The 18,044-nt window shown below is 43.9% G+C and carries 17 protein-coding genes; 5 read left to right on the plus strand and 12 right to left on the minus strand.

Going from position 1 to position 18,044, the window contains the following annotated elements; translation table 11 throughout:
- Nucleotides 1-111: 111 nt before the first annotated feature.
- The 3 genes from C0J08_RS02885 to C0J08_RS02895 all read left to right on the plus strand — a co-directional run bounded on the left by C0J08_RS02885 (nucleotide 112) and on the right by C0J08_RS02895 (nucleotide 3,518).
- Nucleotides 112-1,989: a DUF294 nucleotidyltransferase-like domain-containing protein gene (locus tag C0J08_RS02885; protein WP_212654633.1), complete on the plus strand. Its 1,878-nt coding sequence runs from the start codon at nucleotides 112-114 to the stop codon at nucleotides 1,987-1,989.
- On the plus strand, nucleotides 1,989-2,651 hold the full coding sequence (locus tag C0J08_RS02890; protein WP_212654634.1) for a 3'-5' exonuclease: 663 nt from the start codon (nucleotides 1,989-1,991) through the stop codon (nucleotides 2,649-2,651). Before C0J08_RS02885 ends, C0J08_RS02890 begins: the two co-directional genes overlap by 1 nt.
- A gap of 204 nt (nucleotides 2,652-2,855) precedes the next feature.
- Nucleotides 2,856-3,518, plus strand: a complete 663-nt coding sequence (locus tag C0J08_RS02895) for a hypothetical protein (protein ID WP_212654635.1) — start codon at nucleotides 2,856-2,858, stop codon at nucleotides 3,516-3,518.
- Between the two features lie 129 nt (nucleotides 3,519-3,647).
- On the opposite strand, the gene C0J08_RS02900 is transcribed toward C0J08_RS02895, so the two are convergent.
- The 4 genes from C0J08_RS02900 to C0J08_RS02915 form a co-directional block, all read right to left on the minus strand.
- Nucleotides 3,648-4,451 (minus strand): UDP-2,3-diacylglucosamine diphosphatase, encoded by an 804-nt coding sequence (locus tag C0J08_RS02900; RefSeq protein WP_212654636.1) that lies wholly within the window; start codon nucleotides 4,449-4,451, stop codon nucleotides 3,648-3,650.
- A gap of 77 nt (nucleotides 4,452-4,528) precedes the next feature.
- Entirely contained in the window at nucleotides 4,529-6,301 is a 1,773-nt protein-coding gene (locus C0J08_RS02905; protein WP_212654637.1) for a GGDEF domain-containing protein, read from the minus strand.
- A gap of 300 nt (nucleotides 6,302-6,601) precedes the next feature.
- The gene (locus tag C0J08_RS02910) at nucleotides 6,602-6,787 is read right to left on the minus strand and encodes an RSP_7527 family protein (protein ID WP_212654638.1); all 186 of its coding nucleotides are present in this window, start codon (nucleotides 6,785-6,787) and stop codon (nucleotides 6,602-6,604) included.
- Between the two features lie 136 nt (nucleotides 6,788-6,923).
- Nucleotides 6,924-7,814, minus strand: coding sequence for a helix-turn-helix domain-containing protein (locus C0J08_RS02915; RefSeq protein WP_212654639.1), 891 nt, complete (start codon nucleotides 7,812-7,814; stop codon nucleotides 6,924-6,926).
- Between the two features lie 295 nt (nucleotides 7,815-8,109).
- Here C0J08_RS02915 and pobA point away from each other — a divergent pair, with 295 nt between their 5' ends.
- Nucleotides 8,110-9,312, plus strand: a complete 1,203-nt coding sequence (gene pobA, locus C0J08_RS02920) for a 4-hydroxybenzoate 3-monooxygenase (RefSeq protein ID WP_212654640.1) — start codon at nucleotides 8,110-8,112, stop codon at nucleotides 9,310-9,312.
- A gap of 133 nt (nucleotides 9,313-9,445) precedes the next feature.
- On the opposite strand, the gene C0J08_RS02925 is transcribed toward pobA, so the two are convergent.
- The 8 genes from C0J08_RS02925 to C0J08_RS02965 form a co-directional block, all read right to left on the minus strand.
- Nucleotides 9,446-10,465, minus strand: coding sequence for an LPP20 family lipoprotein (locus C0J08_RS02925; protein ID WP_212654641.1), 1,020 nt, complete (start codon nucleotides 10,463-10,465; stop codon nucleotides 9,446-9,448).
- A 2-nt stretch (nucleotides 10,466-10,467) separates the two neighbouring features.
- Complete coding sequence (locus tag C0J08_RS02930; protein ID WP_212654642.1) at nucleotides 10,468-11,094, minus strand: penicillin-binding protein activator LpoB; 627 nt, start codon at nucleotides 11,092-11,094, stop codon at nucleotides 10,468-10,470.
- Between the two features lie 63 nt (nucleotides 11,095-11,157).
- The gene (locus C0J08_RS02935) at nucleotides 11,158-12,825 is read right to left on the minus strand and encodes a COG3014 family protein (RefSeq protein ID WP_212654643.1); all 1,668 of its coding nucleotides are present in this window, start codon (nucleotides 12,823-12,825) and stop codon (nucleotides 11,158-11,160) included.
- A gap of 225 nt (nucleotides 12,826-13,050) precedes the next feature.
- Nucleotides 13,051-13,530: a protein-export chaperone SecB gene (gene secB / locus C0J08_RS02945; protein ID WP_212654645.1), complete on the minus strand. Its 480-nt coding sequence runs from the start codon at nucleotides 13,528-13,530 to the stop codon at nucleotides 13,051-13,053.
- 66 nt (nucleotides 13,531-13,596) lie between these two features.
- The gene (grxC, locus tag C0J08_RS02950) at nucleotides 13,597-13,851 is read right to left on the minus strand and encodes a glutaredoxin 3 (RefSeq protein WP_212654646.1); all 255 of its coding nucleotides are present in this window, start codon (nucleotides 13,849-13,851) and stop codon (nucleotides 13,597-13,599) included.
- 11 nt (nucleotides 13,852-13,862) lie between these two features.
- On the minus strand, nucleotides 13,863-14,282 hold the full coding sequence (locus tag C0J08_RS02955; protein WP_249344485.1) for a rhodanese-like domain-containing protein: 420 nt from the start codon (nucleotides 14,280-14,282) through the stop codon (nucleotides 13,863-13,865).
- Between the two features lie 156 nt (nucleotides 14,283-14,438).
- Entirely contained in the window at nucleotides 14,439-15,242 is an 804-nt protein-coding gene (locus C0J08_RS02960; protein ID WP_212654647.1) for a DUF1338 domain-containing protein, read from the minus strand.
- A 97-nt stretch (nucleotides 15,243-15,339) separates the two neighbouring features.
- Nucleotides 15,340-16,209, minus strand: a complete 870-nt coding sequence (locus C0J08_RS02965) for a LysR family transcriptional regulator (protein ID WP_212654648.1) — start codon at nucleotides 16,207-16,209, stop codon at nucleotides 15,340-15,342.
- Between the two features lie 196 nt (nucleotides 16,210-16,405).
- Between C0J08_RS02965 and amaB the strand changes: the two genes are divergently transcribed.
- The gene (gene amaB, locus C0J08_RS02970) at nucleotides 16,406-17,950 is read left to right on the plus strand and encodes an L-piperidine-6-carboxylate dehydrogenase (RefSeq protein WP_212654649.1); all 1,545 of its coding nucleotides are present in this window, start codon (nucleotides 16,406-16,408) and stop codon (nucleotides 17,948-17,950) included.
- Nucleotides 17,951-18,044: the final 94 nt, after the last annotated feature.

Below are 18,044 nucleotides of genomic sequence, written 5' to 3' on the forward strand. Positions count from 1 at the left end.
CGTAATCTTATAAATATTTGTCCTAGACATTGGTCTAAGGGTGGTTTTGTTGGCTAAGATAAAAGCGCACACTGGTGTTAGGTAATTTTGTCCGCAAAAGAGAATAATAAAATGGCTGCGATAGACATTCCTGAAGTGCATAAATTTATTGAAACCATTCCGCCTTTTTCGAGTTTAACTCTACCTGAACGTAAGCAATTATTGATGGGCGTTACCATGCTGTATGTGCGCCAAGGGCAAACCTTGACTCTAAAAGACGAGGCGGCCACGGTACACTTGATTCGGCGCGGGGCCTGCGAAATTCGCACACCCAAAGGCGGATTGGTGGATCAAATTGCAGATGGGGAATGCTTTGGTGTGTCCAGTGTCATGGCGCAAAATCCTGATGGTTTGCAAGTGGTCGCCATGGAAGACAGCTTGGTGTATCGCTTTGAGAAAACTCGATTTCTGGCGATGCTAGAAAAAAGCGAAGCCTTTGAACTCTTCTTTGAACATACCCAGCATAATCGCTTACGCAAATTATCTCGCAGCCAAAGTAATGAGCTGGCTTCCCCAGCTTTGCAATTATCGACGCCTATTTCACACATTATGACGCGACAGCTGATCCTAGCGACCCCAGAAGAAAGTGTGCAAACCATTGCCATGCGCATGACAGAGGCGCGGGTCAGTTCGATTCTGGTGGTCGAAAATGACAAGCTGTCTGGCATAGTCACGGATCGTGATTTACGTTCGCGCATTTTGGCCTTAGGTGGTTCCGCTGATTCTTTGGTGAAAGACGTAATGACACAAGATCCGGTGAATTTGCGTCCCGATGCGTTGGTCATGCAAGCGCAAACCTTAATGAGCGAAAGCAATATTCATCACTTGCCCATTGTCGATGAAGAGCAAAGAGCCGTTGGCATGCTCACGGCCGCGGATTTATTGCGACATCAAGAACTCAGTCCACTCTTGTTGATTAACCAAATTCACCGTCAGTCCTCCATTGAAGATTTGGCTCGTGTTTGCAAACAATGGCCCGCTTTGATCATGAACTTGATTGTGACCGATATGAAACCCGCCGACGTGGGCAAAGTCTTGGCAACCGTGAGCGACAATCTAACGCGTCGAGTGATTGAACTGGCCTTGGACACATGTGGCCCAGCGCCCATGGCGTTTCAATTTCTGGTGTTTGGTTCGCAAGCGCGACGAGATCAATCCCTAGGCAGTGATCAAGATAATGGCTTGATGTTAGAGCGAGAGCCAAGCGCGGATGAAAGCCAGTACTTTGCCGATTTATCCGAGTTTATCTGCCAAGGTTTAGCCCAATGTGGTATTCGCCTTTGCCCAGGTAACATCATGGCGAGTAACCCAGAGTGGCGGCTCAGCCAAGACGATTGGCGACAAGCGTTCGAGAAATGGATCAAAAGCAGTGCGCCGAGCGCCTTGCTGCACGCTAGCATCTTTTTTGATATTCGTTGCGTGTATGATTCGGCCAGTGAACAGGGCGAGGCCGTGAATCATTTGATCCGTGCCATGCAACTTGAAGTGAGCAAAAACAGCGTGTTTTTAGCCACACTGACCCGCACCGCGTTGGCCAGCAAACCACCTTTGGGCTTTTTCCGTCACTTTGTATTGGAGTCTTCTGGTGAGCATAAAAATCAACTGGATCTGAAGCACCAAGGTTTGGCGTTAATCAATGATTTGGCGCGCTTGTATGGTTTGTCATGTAGGACTTATCGAGCGGGGACGTTAGATCGATTGGAGCAAGCCATTCGAGAAAAACTCATCAGTGTCGATACCGCGCGAAACCTTATGGATGCGTGGGACAAACTCAATGATCTGCGTTTAGAAGCTCAAGCTCGTCATTGGCAAGCAAGCGGCAAAGCCAGCGCTTACTTGGATCCGAAAGACTTGAGCCCATTAGAACGCAAGCACCTTAAAACCACTTTTAGCATCATCAATGATGTGCAAGACATCGTCCAGCAGCGGTTTTTAAGAGGTTATAGTTGATGTCTTTTGCTTTGTTACAGACGTTCAGTGAATGGCATAGGTCGCGGCAGTCGCACAAGCGGGCTTGGTCGGAATGGGATTACCTCGTACTGGATATTGAAACCTCAGGGTTAGATCCAAAACACGATCACATCGTCAGTTTTGGCTGGGTGTGTATTCACAAGGGCGTAATCGAGCTGGATAGCGCGCGACATATTGTGTTGGATAGCGCACAAATTGGCGACAACGTCGGCATTCACATGATCACTGATTCGGATGTCCAACAGCAAGGTAAAAGGCAAGAAAGCGTGCTGCGTTACCTAAGGCATCTTCTGCGCGAACGAGTCTTGGTCATGCACCACGCACCAATGGAACTGGGCTTTCTAAAACATGCTTGGCAAACCGAAGCCTTGCCCAGTTTTTCGGTCAGCTGGCTAGACACGCTCGCCATTGAACGCACCAAAGCCAACCGATCCCAGCAGCCAATTCAAGACGGCGGTTTTCGTCTTGGTGTTTGCCGTGAACGCTACGGATTACCCGACTATCAAGGACACGACGCGCTAACCGATGCCCTAGCCACTGCAGAACTGCTACTCGCCCAAATCGCTTACCAAGGCAGAGACTGCCGACTGCATGACCTCAACCAAATGGGTGGCGGAAGAGTGCGGTTTACAACGCGTTAGTGGATTTAATACGTCATTCCCGCGAAGGCGGGAATCAAGCGCTTATGGTCATCGACAATAATCGTGGTTTAGTGGCATTTTTACTGGTTGCTTAACAGGAAGTCTTTTAATATCAATCTATAAAATTTTTCTGTCTAAAATAATGTATGTATTAATTAAATGTTAGGCATTTAGTAAAGTCTAGTTCAAATTATAGGGAATTATATGTTTGAGAATGTAGTTGCTGGCTTGGTTTCAGGTGTGGTCGTAAGTATTTTGGTTTTAGTTATAGGCCGATTCTGGAAGGCAGTTGTAGTGCCTTGGTTTGAGGAGCGTGTTTATAAAGATCTGCACGTCGAAGGGAAATGGTACTCCTTATACGTTGATACTGGAGATTATCGTCAAGAGATTATAAGTCTTAAACGTCATGGTCATTCAATTTCAGGACATATAATATGCAAAACAGGAGCAGATGACGGTGAAGAGTATTCTGTATGTGGTAGCTTTAGAAATTTACTTTTACCTCTAACATATGAAGCCGCTGATAAACAAAAGAGTGATAGAGGCACTATTACATTAATGTCTACCTATAATGGGGAGCGTTTTGTTGGCGAAATTGCGATGTATGAAACTAACACTGATTCAATTGGCACAACAAAAGTTATTTGGTTTCGGAGTAAAGTAGATCTCGATAGGACATTAACGTATATCAAATTACATCGTGAGCAACTTGATAAAATCAGAGCACGTGAACTTAAAATTAGAGAAGATATGCGTGAGTTCTTTGAGGAGTTTACAAAAGAGTTTTCGGAACGAAAAAAACAAGAACAAAGAGAAAAAGATGACGTTATTGAAGGTGAATCTAAAAGACTTGAAAACAACAGCTAATAAGTTGCTCAAACGAATAAAAATAGTTAGCTAGAAAGCCAAAGGTTCAGATTCCTTAAAAAATAGGTATGTTGTTAGTTACCCCAATTAACTCTATGTTTAAGAGATCTGACCCTTTAATCAGCACCACTAACTTCTAGAAGTAAGCGTCGATAATCCCCAATCTTCTTCTTTTGGTTCTGTCGCCAAAACTCTTGGGTTTTCCGACCAGTGTATTAGGCTCATTTCCCCTGCGGCGGATTCGGTTAACGCCGTGCAGTGTTCGACCCAGTCCCCATCGTTACAGTAGAGAACATCGTCTTTGATACGAAAGGAAGCGAAGTGAATGTGCCCGCAGATGTAGCCGTCGACTTTGTGGTTTTTGGCAGATTTGAGGGCAGCGGTTTCAAAGCGTTCGATGAACTCTTTTGCTTTGCTAATGTGGCTTTTTAAGTAGCCAGCCAGTGACCAATAAGGCAAACCAAACAAGCGTCTTACGCCATTTATCCATTGATTCAGTGACAACATGAGTCCGTGGGCTTTATCGCCAATGGCAAGCATGAGTGGGCTGATTTTTACCATTTGATCGAATTCATCGCCGTGGCTAATGTGAAAGGTGCGACCGTTGGCAGTTTGGTGGCGGGCGTTGAGTTTTATCTCCACACCAGAAAGAGTCTGCCCTGCAAACTGACGGAAAAAGGCATCGTGATTACCGGGAATATAAATGACCTTGGTGCCAGACTTTGCCATCTCCAGAATGCGTTCGACCACTTGATGGTGAGTATCGACAAAATAGGCGCGATGACGCATTTCTTGCAGATCGATAATGTCGCCAACTAGGTACAAGGTATCGGTTTCAATGCTTTGCAAAAAGTCCAATAGATGTAGCGCTTGGCAGGCTTTGGTTCCAAGGTGAACATCGGAAATAAATACGGATCGAAATTTAGTCTGCATAAGCGCCTCCTCTAAGGTCTAATGCCAAGATAAGGAGCTTATGTGACAGAGGTATGAGGAGTTAATGACAGTTTTATTTAGCAAAAAACATCGGCAGTATGGAGGGTTAGATCGGGTTGCAGATAAATGTGATTGCCGCCTTGTTGTTTGGCTGATTTTTTGGCTTGTGCAGCCAGCTCTGCCACTTGATGATGGTTAGTGCATTGTTTGGGGTTGGGATGAACTACACCAATCGCGAGACTCAAAATTGGATGGAAAAGCGTGTCTCCTTGGCGGTTTTTGGTCCAAACTCCGCCTTCTTGCAAGGTGTCTTCGCTATAAAAAGCACGAACTTGCTGAGCAAAGGTATCTAAGATGCTTTCACATTGCTGATACCAGTCTTGATCACCAAAGATCACCACAAAGTCATCACCGCCAATGTGGCCAATAAAGTTATTCTCCGGGTTCACCTGATTTTTAATTAAAGAGCCAACCAGCTGAATCACCTCATCGCCAATGGAATAACCAAAAAAATCATTAAAGGGTTTGAAGTCATTTAGATCGAAGTAGGCCACATGGAAGTCTTCGTTGGCTAATAAACGACGACTGACTTCACGATGAATAGGCACATTGCCGGGCAATAATGTGAGCGGGTTAGAGTAGGTGGCATTTTGAATTTTTAATTCAGTGATGCGTTTTAGCAAGTCTCTTAAATGGCCCGTGCCAATGAATTTGCCCTCGCGGACGACAATGATCTCGTTATTAAGCGTGTCGGCTTCTTGGTTGGTCATCAAGGTAGATACACTGGATAAGCTGATGTTGCTTTCCACAATGAGCACATCGTTGCTCAGTAGATTGGTAACGGGTTTGTGCTCGTAAAGGGCGCGTCCATAGGGCGTGGAAAAAAGCTCATGGAGCTGATGACGACGCACCACACCAATGGGCTGATTTTGCCCGTTTACCACGGGAATCGCGACCAGATCGGGTTGCCCTTTAAAACACTGTGAAGCGTCTTCTAATAAGCTATTCTCTTGCAGGCTTGGCGTTGGGCGACACAGAGTTTGTACGGTTTCCGCATGGTCTATTTGAAACTGTAAGCGACGTTGGGCTTGTTTTGCCAAATAAGGATGAGTTGAAAACGCTGGGTGCTCTGTGGGGCGACCAAGGTAATAACCTTGTCCCAGAGTGACGCCGATTTCGATCAGTTGGTCCAGCTCTTGCTGTGTCTCTATGCCTTCAGCAATAAGGGTGCAGTTTAGCCGCTGGGCAATGGTCAGAATAGAGCGTACAAATTCACGTTTGATTTCGTCTTTATCTATCCCTTGAATAAAATGTTTATCCACTTTGACTATGTCTGGTTGTAATTCAGACCAAAGCTGCAAGCCAGAATACCCCACACCAAGGTCATCAATAGCGACTTGGAAACCCATTTCACGATAGTGGTCGACGCTGCTGCGTGGCAAGCCGTTGTGATCGTAGGGATGTTGTTCAGACAGTTCGATGACAATGTCTTTTTGGTCCAGTCCCAGCTCGTTCAAAATCGCCAAGGTCATACCCGATTGATGATCTGGGGAACCTAACAAGGATGCACTGACATTCAAAAATAAACGGCCTTTTAAATCCAGTTTGGCGAATTTGGATAGGGCTTTTTCTCGGCAAAGTAACTCTAGTTTGTGTAAGTTGCCAGTTTGTTGGGCCAGTGTGAATAAAGGGTCTGGCGAGAAGAGAGTGGAATTCATCGGGCCACGTGACAGCGCCTCATGGCCATAAATTTCACCATTATTTAGATCGTAAATAGGCTGGAAGTATGGCGTGATTAATCCATTTAAAAGGATTTTATCTAGTAGAGCATTGTTGTTAGTTTGGCTCATTTTCTCTCAAATACGTCTAGATTATAAAAGTGGCTAGAACGATATTTTATGTCATATTTGTGACGGTTTGATGACGGAGATTGAGGTGAAAATGTTTTGCTAAGAAGATGTTATTTAAAGGATTTTTGAGTTTTGTCTGGGAAGAGAAACCCGTTACCGGATCGATTTTTTATTCTTGCCTTTCGATCATCGGAAACATTGGGTTCTTTAGCGTCGTACTTTATTTGCTTTTATAACGGCTGTTGTTTTCTTTGTTACAACAACGGTAATAAACCAGTCAAATACAGATGACGTGAAAGCTTAGTGCTGAGGTTGAGCTGATTTAATAGAACGATTAGCAGTCAATTTTACGAAGAAAGCTTTAACATTTGCTGCTGCTTTTTTAGTTGCTGCTGCAAAGTATTGACGGCGTAATTCGTAAGCTTTTTCGACATAGTAATCTGCATCAAGGTTACCGAAAGCATCGTATTTAAGATCGTTGTTCATAGTGATTCTCCTAAAAAAGTTAAGTCATATTTGACACTTGTTATTTTAGGATTTGACCAGTCATTCAGCAAACGATCAATTTTCAGCTAATAGGTTAGAAAAATTCATCATTCGTTTTTCAACAGTTTAAAAGAGGTTAAATGTTTGGGTGATTACTGAGTACTCTGAATTTTCCTGGTGGAATCCCTGACGAGCGTTTGAAAAAACGTGAGAAATAGCCAGGGTCTTTAAAGCCTAAGTCGTAACTAATTTCTTCTATGGAACGCACTGTGTAAATAAGACTGCGTTTTGCTTCTAATAAAACACGGTCATGAATTAAGTCGAGCACACTTTGATTAAACGTTGTCTTACAAAGTCTATTTAAGCGGCTAGTAGTGATCCCTAAGGCGTCTGCATATTGTTGGCTGGTCCAGTGCTCTCGATAGTGTTTTTCGATCAATTCTTTGAGTTGGTGTGCTTGACTACCTTCTGTTCTGTTGGTGATGTGGTGCTTATCATTGGTTTGTTGTCTATGAAGCATTAATAAGATGGCTTTGATGAGATATTCACTCATTAAAGCTCGTCCTTCGCGTATATAAGACGCTTCACTTTCTAGCTGCTGTATCAATGGCCAAAGCTCAGAAAACATATTACGGTGGCCATTAAAATCGATATAACAAGCTTGACTAAGCAGAGGTTGAATAAACTTGGCCGCTTTTTCTTGGTAGGCATCTTCCAGCAGAGGTTCTGCGATGCTGATCACTCTTCCATCCGTATCTGGTGCAAAGCGAAAACCATGTACAACACCAGCAGGAACAATAATTGCCCAGGCGCCTTGCAGTTTTTGTTGTTGCTCATCCAGCTGAATTTTAGCTTCGCCAGATTTTAGAATTAATATTTGAAAAAGCTGCGCATGTCGGTGTGGATTGATTTTCCATCCTAAATCACCACTGCGGGATTCTATGTCTTCAATATGGAAAAACTCGGAGTCATTAATCCAACTGGATTCACCATACAGCCCAAAGTGAGGAATGTTTGTTTTCGTCATAGCTTCTTTCTTATTTTTTAATGCTTCGAAATGTACTTTTAAAGCTTATTTTTACTTTTAGGTCCAAAGCGTACAGGTAAGCATAAATTTATCGAGTTTTTACGTCAAAAGAGACAAAAAATCATATTATTTGATTGTTTTTTCATCCGTCATTAAATGCCGAAATGATCAAAAAGTACAATTTTTTGATGAAAAATCACCTAACGTATTGCTCCTTTATCTTTCATTATGTCCCTCACTGGTATGTTGATGACTGAATCAGCGTCGAGAAAATAACAATAAATCGGAGAGAAACATGAAAACACAGGTAGCGATTATTGGTGCGGGCCCTTCAGGTTTGTTGCTTGGTCAACTGTTAGCGAAACAAGGTATCGACAACGTCATTATCGAACGAGTATCTGGCGAGTATATTCTTGGCCGTATTCGTGCTGGTGTGCTTGAGCAAGGCATGACAGATTTGTTGCGTGAAGCGGGCGTTGGTGAGCGAATGGATCGCGAAGGTCAAGTGCATCATGGTGTTGAACTGGCGTTTAATAACAAACGTGTGCAGATCGAATTAGAAAAACTCACGGGTGGCAGTACCGTAATGGTGTACGGTCAAACCGAAGTAACTCGTGACTTGATGGAAGCCCGTGATGGTGCTGGTTTAACAACTTACTATGAATCCAGTAATGTGGAATTGCATGATGTGAAAAGCGACGCGCCTTACGTGACTTTTGAGCACAATGGTGAAAAACTCAGATTGGATTGTGATTACATCGCTGGCTGTGATGGCTTCCATGGCGTTTCTCGTCAAACTATTCCCGAATCTTCTCGTAAAGAATACGAGCGTGTTTATCCATTTGGTTGGTTAGGTGTTTTGTCGGATACACCACCAGTCAACCCAGAGTTGATTTACTGTAAAACAGACCGTGGTTTTGCCATGACCAGTATGCGTTCTGAAACGCGCTCTCGTTATTACCTTCAGGTGCCTTTGACTGACAAAGTTGAAGATTGGAGTGATGATGATTTTTGGACAGAGCTAAAGCGTCGTCTCCCTGATGATGTGGCTGAAAAGCTTGTTACTGGACCAAGTATTGAAAAGAGCATTGCGCCACTACGTTCGTTTGTCTGTGAGCCAATGCAATACGGTAACTTGTTTCTGGTTGGCGATGCGGCGCACATTGTGCCACCAACGGGAGCGAAAGGTTTGAATCTTGCCGCTTCTGACGTAGCAACTTTGTATAAAGTGATGACTCGTGTTTACAAAGAAGGTGATAAAGAGTGCATTTCTCAGTATTCCGATATTTGTTTACGTCGTGTTTGGCACGGGGAGCGTTTTTCATGGTGGATGACCAATATGTTACACGACTTTGGTCAGGGCGATGCTCATGATAATGACGCAGCCACACATGGAAAGTTCATGAGTTCAGAATTGAATTTCTACACAGATAATGAAGAAGGTCGCCGCATTATCGCGATGCAATATGTTGGCCTGCCATATGAAGATCTGGCTTAAGAAATAACAGTAAATAGGTAATAAAAAAATAGCGGCAATGTAATTATTATTACAGCCGCTATTTTTGTTTCAGATGTGTTTATTGAGGCTTTTTATCCGTCAGTTAACACGCTGTTTTTGTTTTAATGCACGGTTAATTCAAACGTGTTAACCAAGTAAACATCGCTTCAATGGCTTGGTTAGACCAATTTATAGTGGCTTGTTCCTGAGCTTTACCTAGGTTCTTAGCAATGCCCCTGGCACTGACTGTCCAAGAAGCAAGACGTGATCCAGTTGGATCAATAAGTTCCAAGGTGCCATCCTCAAACACATAATAGCGACCATCTTGCGTTTCTTGATGCTGGGCCGTTCGGCTGTTTAGTGTGAATAAAGAATCACTTTTAGGCGTCAGACCAAACTTTGATAAGGCGCTAGCAAGGGAATCGGCTTGTCTGGTTGAGGATACATCAAAGCCGTAGCGGCTTAATGCTAGGTTAAGCCGATCTTCTATTGTTCGAATGTCTGCATCGGCTTTACCAGCAGAGGTTCTTTCGGTCGAATAAAGACTTAGTTCATCTTGGTATGATTTGCGCTGAGCAAAATACGGAATGAGCTGCATGTAGATTTGCCAGTCTTGCGGTTCAGGAGACGGGTCTTTGTTCTTTGTTAGTGATGCGGCGTGATTACGTATGCTGTCGTCTGTGTCATTAATAGCGCTTTTTAATTTGGCGACAATACGCCTGCGATCAAGAGATTGCAGCGCATAGACGTAGTTTTTACCTGCAAAACGTTGCTCGTTGTGAGCTTGTTCTAGTTCAATAGGGGCAGTGGTGACCTGAGTGTAGGCCGTTTGTGTTTTGGAAACTTGTTCTCCGCCTTGTCCTGATCGCACTTGGGTGTCTTGCGTATTTACCTGACTGACCTGCGTGCGGAGCTGTTGGGCGATTTGAACATTGCCGTTTTGCTCCGCTTGCGTGAAGGCCAGTGCGATATTTTCAATACGCGGTGCACTACCAACACCATATATGTGCGTGCTGTCCTGCGGAGGAGACGATACCCAATCGGGCAAGGTCTCACTTTTTTGGGTATTGGTGCCTAAACAGCCAGTTAAGGTGACTAATAGGCCTGATACCACCATCCAGTTAAGCGGTGCAGGTAAAGCGGAGAGTTTCATTTTTAGAAAAAGCCTTTGTCAGCCAATTTTTTGATTTTCTTTTGACCATTCCATACTTCGCGGTTGGTGGTCATATCAATCAACTTAAGGTCAACTTGATAGAAGCTAACACGTTGGTCGCCATTGGAATCAACAATAGAGTTGATGCTGCCTGATAGGGCAAAGCCAGCGCCTTGTTCTAGACCAAATTTGGCAACGGTGTCGGGTGCGGCATTCAGTTCTTGTTCTTCACGTTCGCTACGCACTTCATCGCGTTCTGCACCTGATACGACAAAGTCGACTTTGCCAGAACGAATTAAGCTGCGTTTGATGTCATTGATAAAGGTATCAACTGGGATGTGTTCTGATGTCTTATTGCGAATAGTCTGAACGATAACGGTTGGGTTACCTTTATTGCTGAAATTGTAGTTGCGGAACCAAGGGAATGTCAGCATGTCTCCCATCATCTCTTCCGCTACGAGACGAGAGTCTGTGTCATTCCAACGGTCAGACAACATAACATCTTCGTTTGTATCAAGACGCTTAACACTGCCTGAACAGGCAGTTAATAAGACCGCCATAAAAAGGGCAACTAAGCCTTTCCAGAGCAGAGAAAGTCTTTGAGATTGCTTCACTTTAACGATGTGCATAGTATTTTCCTTACGTCCATTTAGCCTGATACCAAGCCATTAGTGTAATCAATTAAGTAGAGTCTAATCGGGATTGCGCAGATTCCAAAGCGTAATTTTATTAGCGTCTAGTTTGACTTTTCCCAGAGAGAATTTTTTATCCTTTACTTGATAATCTGGCATGTATTCACCTGGAGGTAATGATTCACGGGTTAGTCTTATTTGTGCTGGTAATGTCAGCCAATTACGTGTGTCTGCGGCGGATGAAGCAAACACCGCCACTTGTCCAATCAAGTTCAACAGTAAGGCGGCATTTTTATCTTCCACATTGGACGACACTTGATACGCTAGCCAACTGCGTAATAACTCTCTCACCAAACCTTCGTAGATGTCTCTTTGTGCTTGAGCAAGTTGCTCTTGGAAGGCGATATCAGCGAGTGATGTCATCCGTATACTGTTCTTAAAAGACTCTGTTTCAGACGAGTTTATTTGTAATTCGGGTTGGTGTTGGTCCAAGGTAAAGCGGCGATAATATGGCACTGTAACGCGAACCGTTTGTTCAGTGAGCAGATTGTCAATATTGGCGGAATGCAACTGTTGCCAAGCAGGACGGCCAAGAATTACTCGTTTGGTAAAAATACCAGAAAACGTTCCCCAAACACCGCCCGTTTTATAATTGGCAATTAAGTTGAGAGGATTGATGTCTGCATAAACTAGAGTGAACCAACGAAATGCATCATTTGTTTCTGTGTTTCCTCCACCATGGAGCGGTTCCAATACTAGTGAGTAGGCCCTTGGGTCAGCATACAATAATAAAGTCATTTCACTTTTATCAGGAATGAACCCTTGGTGTTCCAGAACCACCAGTTCCGCATTCCCTTTGTGGTACTGTTTAAGTGTTTCTTTCATATCGACAGACAGTTTTTCGTCTATCTTTTGCTGAATTTCACTTTGGCTAAAGCCACCTTTTTGCATCATCCGAATGGTATCTAGCCATGCCCGTTCTGCGGTAATGCTTGGTAAATCATATTGCTTGGCATAACCATCTTCATATAAATGGGCGGCTTTTTGGTAACTGATTCGGGCGTCGTCAAATTCGCCACTCATCTCGTATTGCAAGCCTTCCATATAACGCGCCCAAGCGTCATCTCGATAGAGAAATTTGTCGGTGTCACGCCCTCCAGTATAGAAATCGCCTAACCAGCTAAGTGCCTTTAAGTAGAAAGCTTGGTTTTCTTTGGCATTGAGGTCTTGGTAACTTGGGTTTTGTGCGCGGATTTCATTAAGTTTTATATCAATGCGTCTTACTTCTACTAAAGCGGCATCCATAAGTTGGCGTTTTTTAGTTGTTTTTTCTGCTTTGTCGGCTAGTGCTAGATAATTTAGGGATTTAAGGTAACTTATATAAACGCGTTCCATACCACTGCCGCGATAATCGCTTTGTCTGGGATTAGTTAATAATGCCCAAGCGCGATTAGAGAAGTTCTCAGGGAAAAAAGTATCGCTTAATCGTTCTGCTTTTTCTAATAGGGCATTGCTGCGTTCATAGTCGCCTTGGTTTTGGGCAAGGGCACCTATTTCCATATAGTAAAGTAGCTGGTCTTGTGGATTGTTTAAGACGCCTTCTAGCTTACCTTCTGCTTCTTGCCATTCGCCTTTTTTTGCTAAGCTTAAACCTTCATCAATGTCTTGTTTGTAGGTTGCACAACCAGCCAGTAAGAAAAGACTTAGCCAAATAAATACCCACTTCACGTTACATTCCTTTATCTAAAAACTGATTTGCAAACAGTAGAGCGAATAACGCAAAGCAAGCGAGGTAAAGGAATAACCAGCGAGCTCTTAAACAGTTTGGGCAAGGTTTTTTCTTTTTCATCACAGCTTCCAATACTAAAAGTGAATGGCCAATATTATGCAATAAAAAAGGAGGCGCGTGGCCTCCTTTTTATTACTTGCTGTGCTTTTATGACGAGCAAGGCATTATTGAGTTGTTTCAGTCTGTTGCTTTTGTAGGCTTTCTAGATAAAGTGCATCAAAATTGATGGGGGCAAGCATGATGGCTGGGAAGCTGCCTTTAACAATAATCGCATCGATGTTTTCGCGCGCATATGGGAATAATGTCGCAGGACAGAAAGCTCCCAATGCATGGTGAAGTTGCTGATCATCAAGGCCAGAAATAACGAATAGACCTCCTTGTTGAACTTGAACTAAATAACCTGTTTCAGTGCCATTTTTTACTGTAACGGTGACTTCTAATACGACTTCATAAACACTTTCACCAACTTGACGGCTTTTAGTGTTAAGTTCTAAGCCCACTTCTGGCTTCCATTCTTCTTGGAAGATCATGGGAGAGCGAGGAGATTCAAAAGAAATGTCTTTTAGAAATACGCGCTGCATAGAAAGCTGCGGTGTCTGTGGCTCTTGGTTTTGAGCTTCTGGTGTTTCTGATATATCGGACATTTTGGTTCCTTTTTTTAATAAGTCATAAGTAAAACGACAGTAAAATTTTAAATAATACCGTGCGGTTTATTGAGCTAATAAATTATCTAATTTGTTGTTATGTTCAAGGTCAAAAAGGTCATCGCATCCACCTACATGTTGCTCACCGATCCAAATTTGTGGAACAGTATGGCGGCCGCTTTTTTGCTTCATTTCTTCTCGTACAGCGGGTTTACCATCAACAATAATTTCGTCAAAGGAAACTTTTTTAGCATGTAAAAGCTGTTTTGCACGAGTACAGAAAGGGCAGTAATTGCTTGAGTAGATAGTGACAGTAGACATAATTTTCTCCCTTATCCTTTTACCAGTGGCAGATTAGACGATTGCCACTCCGCAATGCCACCCTGTAATTTGTATACTTTGGTGAAACCTGCTTTTTTAAGGTCTTTCGCACTAGCGCCAGACGTTACACCAGATTTGCATACTATGATGATTGGGGCGTCTTTGTGTTTCTCAAGGCGATTTAGGTTGTCTTTCATTTTAGTCGCAGGGATATTCAGCGCACCCGTAATATGGCCAGTGCTAAATTCTTTTTCTGGACGAATATCGACAACAACCGCATCTTCTGTGTTCATAAGATTGGTTGCGGCAGAAGGGGCAAGGCCTTTTGCTCCGCCTTGGCTTTCAACAAAAAGTAGTGTGGCAAGAATCGCAAAAAAGACAGCGACCATTTGCCAGTGGTTGATAGAAAATTCAATAAGTTGGTTCATCATAATCGTAAGACCTATATTTAAACTGGGAGCATTATACACGGACGGTTGAATCGGTACATACTACAAGCACCAGATGATAAAGATATGATGAAAAGATGAATCGATTAGTGGTAGATAACGAGCCACTATGACTCGTTATCTTGAAGGGCTTACCTGTTATTTTGTGTTGGTGGAATTAAAAATCTTATCGGCATTACCTTCGATAAAACTGTCGAATAACACCCCATCAGGCATGACATGGCGACGGGCGAATTCATAAAAACAGCTAGGAATGGTTTTTTGAACACCATCGGCAAAGGTGTAGTCGACTTTGTCAGCCATAGTTGAGGATTGCTCCAAGAAAGACTCAGGAGAACCTTTTACCAAACCACCTACTTGGTTAAGCGCGTAGCCTTCGTTTTGCAGCAATGTGTTCACTTTTTCAATAGTTGGGAACTTCTTCAAGTGATTAATGCTGACCGTAAAGTGGTTGGCTTGCAGTCCCATTGTTAATAGCCAAGCGGCATATTCGCTGTGCTCAGCAAGAGCTAGATATTCAGCTTCCGTTGGTGTTTCCCATAGTTTTCCTGCCCAAAAAATAGCCGGTGTTTGTACCGCATTGCCTGGGATCTGTGCGATGTATTTGCCGAGGATGTCTTGGCAATTTTCTGGAAGCTCTTCTACTAATAACTCAGACAAAAAAATCTTTGGCGAATCTGCATCGGTTTGATGTTTGTAACAACGGGCTTTGAGATGCTTACTTTCAAAGCGAAATGCCCCGTAAGCTTTATAGCCAATGGCTTCTAGTTGTGGTTCAAGTTTGTCTAAGGAAATAGGCGAGTTGTTAAAAGTACGAAAAGCAACGTGATCATTCAGCACATTTTCGCCATGGCTTTTAAAAAGTTGCTGGATACGCTGTGCTTGTGGCGTGATGTCTGTGTAGTGATCCCACAAGGATGCGAAAAAATCGGTCGGAGTCATAAGGTTTCCTGCAATAGTGTTAGATCGATCCAATTACTTTAGTGTAATGATCTGCCGTTATGCAAAAGGTAAAAATGCACGTTGTGATGCATAAAAGTTATGCGAGCTTAATTTCGGTCGGGCTTTTGTTAATTAATAATTGCTGCTTAGCTGTCAGAATGGTATTGATGAGATGAGCTGGGAAACTGCGAGTTTTCTTGTGAGCCAAACCAACCACACGCTTTAGCTTTACATCGTTCAACGGGCGCAAACATAGGTCATTACGGCCACGGGATGATTGCTCGGGAATGAGTGAAATTCCCAATCCAGCCGCAACCAAATCCAATGCGTACTCTTCTGTTTTGACTTGTGCTCGAACGTCAGTAGTGAGTTCTTGTTTTTGCATCAAGTAGTTCCAAGATTCCAAAATGTCACATGGCGTTCGTGAAATAAACGGCTGTTTGTCAATTTGCTTGATGGATAAAGAAGGGAAATCCGCTAGCCAGTGATCCAACGGCATAGCGATCACATAGTCATCTTCCCAAAGCGGATAAAATACATCTTCTTCTGAGGTGTAGCGCTGGCAAGTAAAGCGTAAGTCGGCGCTTTCGGATTCATCGACCAGTTTCAATGTCAGCCCGTGAACTTCATCGAGCATGGTTTTGATGACTTGGCTGATTAAAGCACCCGATAAAAAAGGTGTTAGGGAAATAGACAAAGCTAGCGGTGCTGGGGTATCGCTGAATAGACTGCGCATGGCGCTGAGGTCGCTGACCATCTTGCAAGCGTGTGGATACAGCTGAGAGCCGCTATCGGTAGGCGATACTCCTTTAGAATGACGGACAAACAGCTTAGTTCCTAAATCCTCTTCTAATTGTGCAACCGTCGTGGAAATGGAGGGTTGCGCGACAAAACAGCGCTTTGCGGCGGCGCTCAGACTACGCTCCTCGTAGACAGCAATAAAATAGCGTAATGATCGAATGTCCATAGGCCTGCTCTTATTAAAAGGTGACGTTTACAAAAGTGCTGTTTTGTATGCCTTTGTAATATACCTATAGAGTTGTTGTCTTGCTATAGGAAAAAACTAGACCACTAGCAGGAAAACGGTATTTCTCATTCTGGACTAGGCTGGTTAAGGTGAAGCTATTCTCGTAACACTCATTAAACTAATTTTAGAGGTTCTTATGTCACTTACTTGCTTAGAAACACTGGGCGTAAATAGCCTAAAACAAGGTGATACTTTTTTCAGCGTATTAACAGGAAATACAACGATCCTAGGTGAAGGAAGTCCTTTTACCGCACACAGCCCAATCGATGGCGCAGCGCTGTCTACCTTTAATAATGCGACACCAGCGCAGTTAGATAAGGTCAATGCTGAGCTGAAAGACGCGTTCAAAGTATTGCGTACGGTTCCGGCTCCTCGTCGTGGTGAATTGGTTCGTCGTATTGGTGAGGAAGCCCGTAAGTACAAAAATGAGCTGGCGCAAGTGATCTCTTTGGAAGCTGGTAAAATCACACCAGAAGCCTTGGGGGAAGTGCAAGAGTGGATCGATGTATGCGATTTCGCTGTGGGGCAATCTCGCATGTTGCATGGCTTGTCTATCGTGTCTGAACGCCCTGGTCACCGTATGATGGAACAATGGCAGCCGCTTGGTCCTGTTGCCGTCATCACGGCGTTTAACTTTCCTATGGCCGTTTGGTCTTGGAATGCCATGTTGGGCTTAGTGTGTGGCGATCCAATTCTGCTAAAACCTTCCGAAAAAGCGCCTTTGTGTGCCTTGGCAATGTATAAAATTGCCCAAAACGTGATTGCTGATATGCCTGACATTCCACAGGCCGCGGTATCCGTGATGATAGGGGATCGAGATCTTGGTGAAGCGATTGCGGCAAATGAGACGTTTCCTCTTGTGTCCGCAACGGGTTCTACGGCAATGGGTCGTGCCGTTGCAAAAACGGTTGCAGGGCGTCTGGGGCGTTCATTGTTAGAATTGGGTGGCAACAATGCCATGATTGTTTCTGATACCGCCGACCTTGAACTGGCTCTACGTGCGATTGTTTTCTCGGCCGCGGGTACGGCAGGCCAGCGCTGTACAACATTGCGTCGTTTGATCACACATGAATCCATTGTTGATGGTTTGGTTGAACGCTTGACGAAATCGTATGGCTCGCTTCGTGTGGGAAGTCCAATTGTGGATGGCAATTTGGTTGGTCCGCTGATCGATGAAGGCAGCTTTAATCGTATGCAAGCGGCGCTAGAAACAGCGAAAAAACAAGGTGGCGAAATTATCTGCGGTGGTGAGCGTGTGACTGAAAACGTGCCTGCTGGTGGTTTCTACGTGCGTCCTGCCATTGTTCGTATTGCCCACGATGCGCCAATCGTTCATGAAGAAACCTTTGCGCCTATCCTATATGTTTTGACCTACAAAACCTTTGAAGAGGCCATTGAGATTCAAAACGAAGTACCACAAGGTTTGTCGTCTGCGGTTTTCACAGAAAGTATGCGTGAGGCGGAAATGTTTATGTCTCCAGCAGGTTCTGACTGTGGTATTGCCAACGTCAATATCGGCACATCTGGGGCTGAAATTGGCGGTGCGTTTGGTGGCGAGAAAGAAACGGGCGGCGGCCGTGAGTCTGGCTCGGATGCGTGGCGAAACTATATGCGCCGTACTACAAATACAGTGAACTACGGTGGTGATCTGCCGTTGGCTCAGGGTATCGTTTTTGAATAACACTATAAGATCGGTACTTGTTACCTTGTGACAAAGATCTTTTTACCTAGTAGGTGGGATTTTCTCACCTACTTTTGTTATGACCAATGCCCCT

Source organism: Marinomonas sp. CT5, assembly GCF_018336975.1.
Taxonomy (GTDB): Bacteria; Pseudomonadota; Gammaproteobacteria; order Pseudomonadales; family Marinomonadaceae; genus Marinomonas.

Bases quoted from the DNA above. Each gene is read 5' to 3' on its own strand.
- C0J08_RS02885 (WP_212654633.1), top strand. From the start codon at position 112: ATGGCTGCGATAGACATTCCTGAAGTGCATAAATTTATTGAAACCATT.
- C0J08_RS02890 (WP_212654634.1), top strand. From the start codon at position 1,989: ATGTCTTTTGCTTTGTTACAGACGTTCAGTGAATGGCATAGGTCGCGG.
- C0J08_RS02895 (WP_212654635.1), top strand. From the start codon at position 2,856: ATGTTTGAGAATGTAGTTGCTGGCTTGGTTTCAGGTGTGGTCGTAAGT.
- C0J08_RS02900 (WP_212654636.1), bottom strand. From the start codon at position 4,451: ATGCAGACTAAATTTCGATCCGTATTTATTTCCGATGTTCACCTTGGA.
- C0J08_RS02905 (WP_212654637.1), bottom strand. From the start codon at position 6,301: ATGAGCCAAACTAACAACAATGCTCTACTAGATAAAATCCTTTTAAAT.
- C0J08_RS02910 (WP_212654638.1), bottom strand. From the start codon at position 6,787: ATGAACAACGATCTTAAATACGATGCTTTCGGTAACCTTGATGCAGAT.
- C0J08_RS02915 (WP_212654639.1), bottom strand. From the start codon at position 7,814: ATGACGAAAACAAACATTCCTCACTTTGGGCTGTATGGTGAATCCAGT.
- pobA (WP_212654640.1), top strand. From the start codon at position 8,110: ATGAAAACACAGGTAGCGATTATTGGTGCGGGCCCTTCAGGTTTGTTG.
- C0J08_RS02925 (WP_212654641.1), bottom strand. From the start codon at position 10,465: ATGAAACTCTCCGCTTTACCTGCACCGCTTAACTGGATGGTGGTATCA.
- C0J08_RS02930 (WP_212654642.1), bottom strand. From the start codon at position 11,094: ATGCACATCGTTAAAGTGAAGCAATCTCAAAGACTTTCTCTGCTCTGG.
- secB (WP_212654645.1), bottom strand. From the start codon at position 13,530: ATGTCCGATATATCAGAAACACCAGAAGCTCAAAACCAAGAGCCACAG.
- grxC (WP_212654646.1), bottom strand. From the start codon at position 13,851: ATGTCTACTGTCACTATCTACTCAAGCAATTACTGCCCTTTCTGTACT.
- C0J08_RS02955 (WP_249344485.1), bottom strand. From the start codon at position 14,282: ATGATGAACCAACTTATTGAATTTTCTATCAACCACTGGCAAATGGTC.
- C0J08_RS02960 (WP_212654647.1), bottom strand. From the start codon at position 15,242: ATGACTCCGACCGATTTTTTCGCATCCTTGTGGGATCACTACACAGAC.
- C0J08_RS02965 (WP_212654648.1), bottom strand. From the start codon at position 16,209: ATGGACATTCGATCATTACGCTATTTTATTGCTGTCTACGAGGAGCGT.
- amaB (WP_212654649.1), top strand. From the start codon at position 16,406: ATGTCACTTACTTGCTTAGAAACACTGGGCGTAAATAGCCTAAAACAA.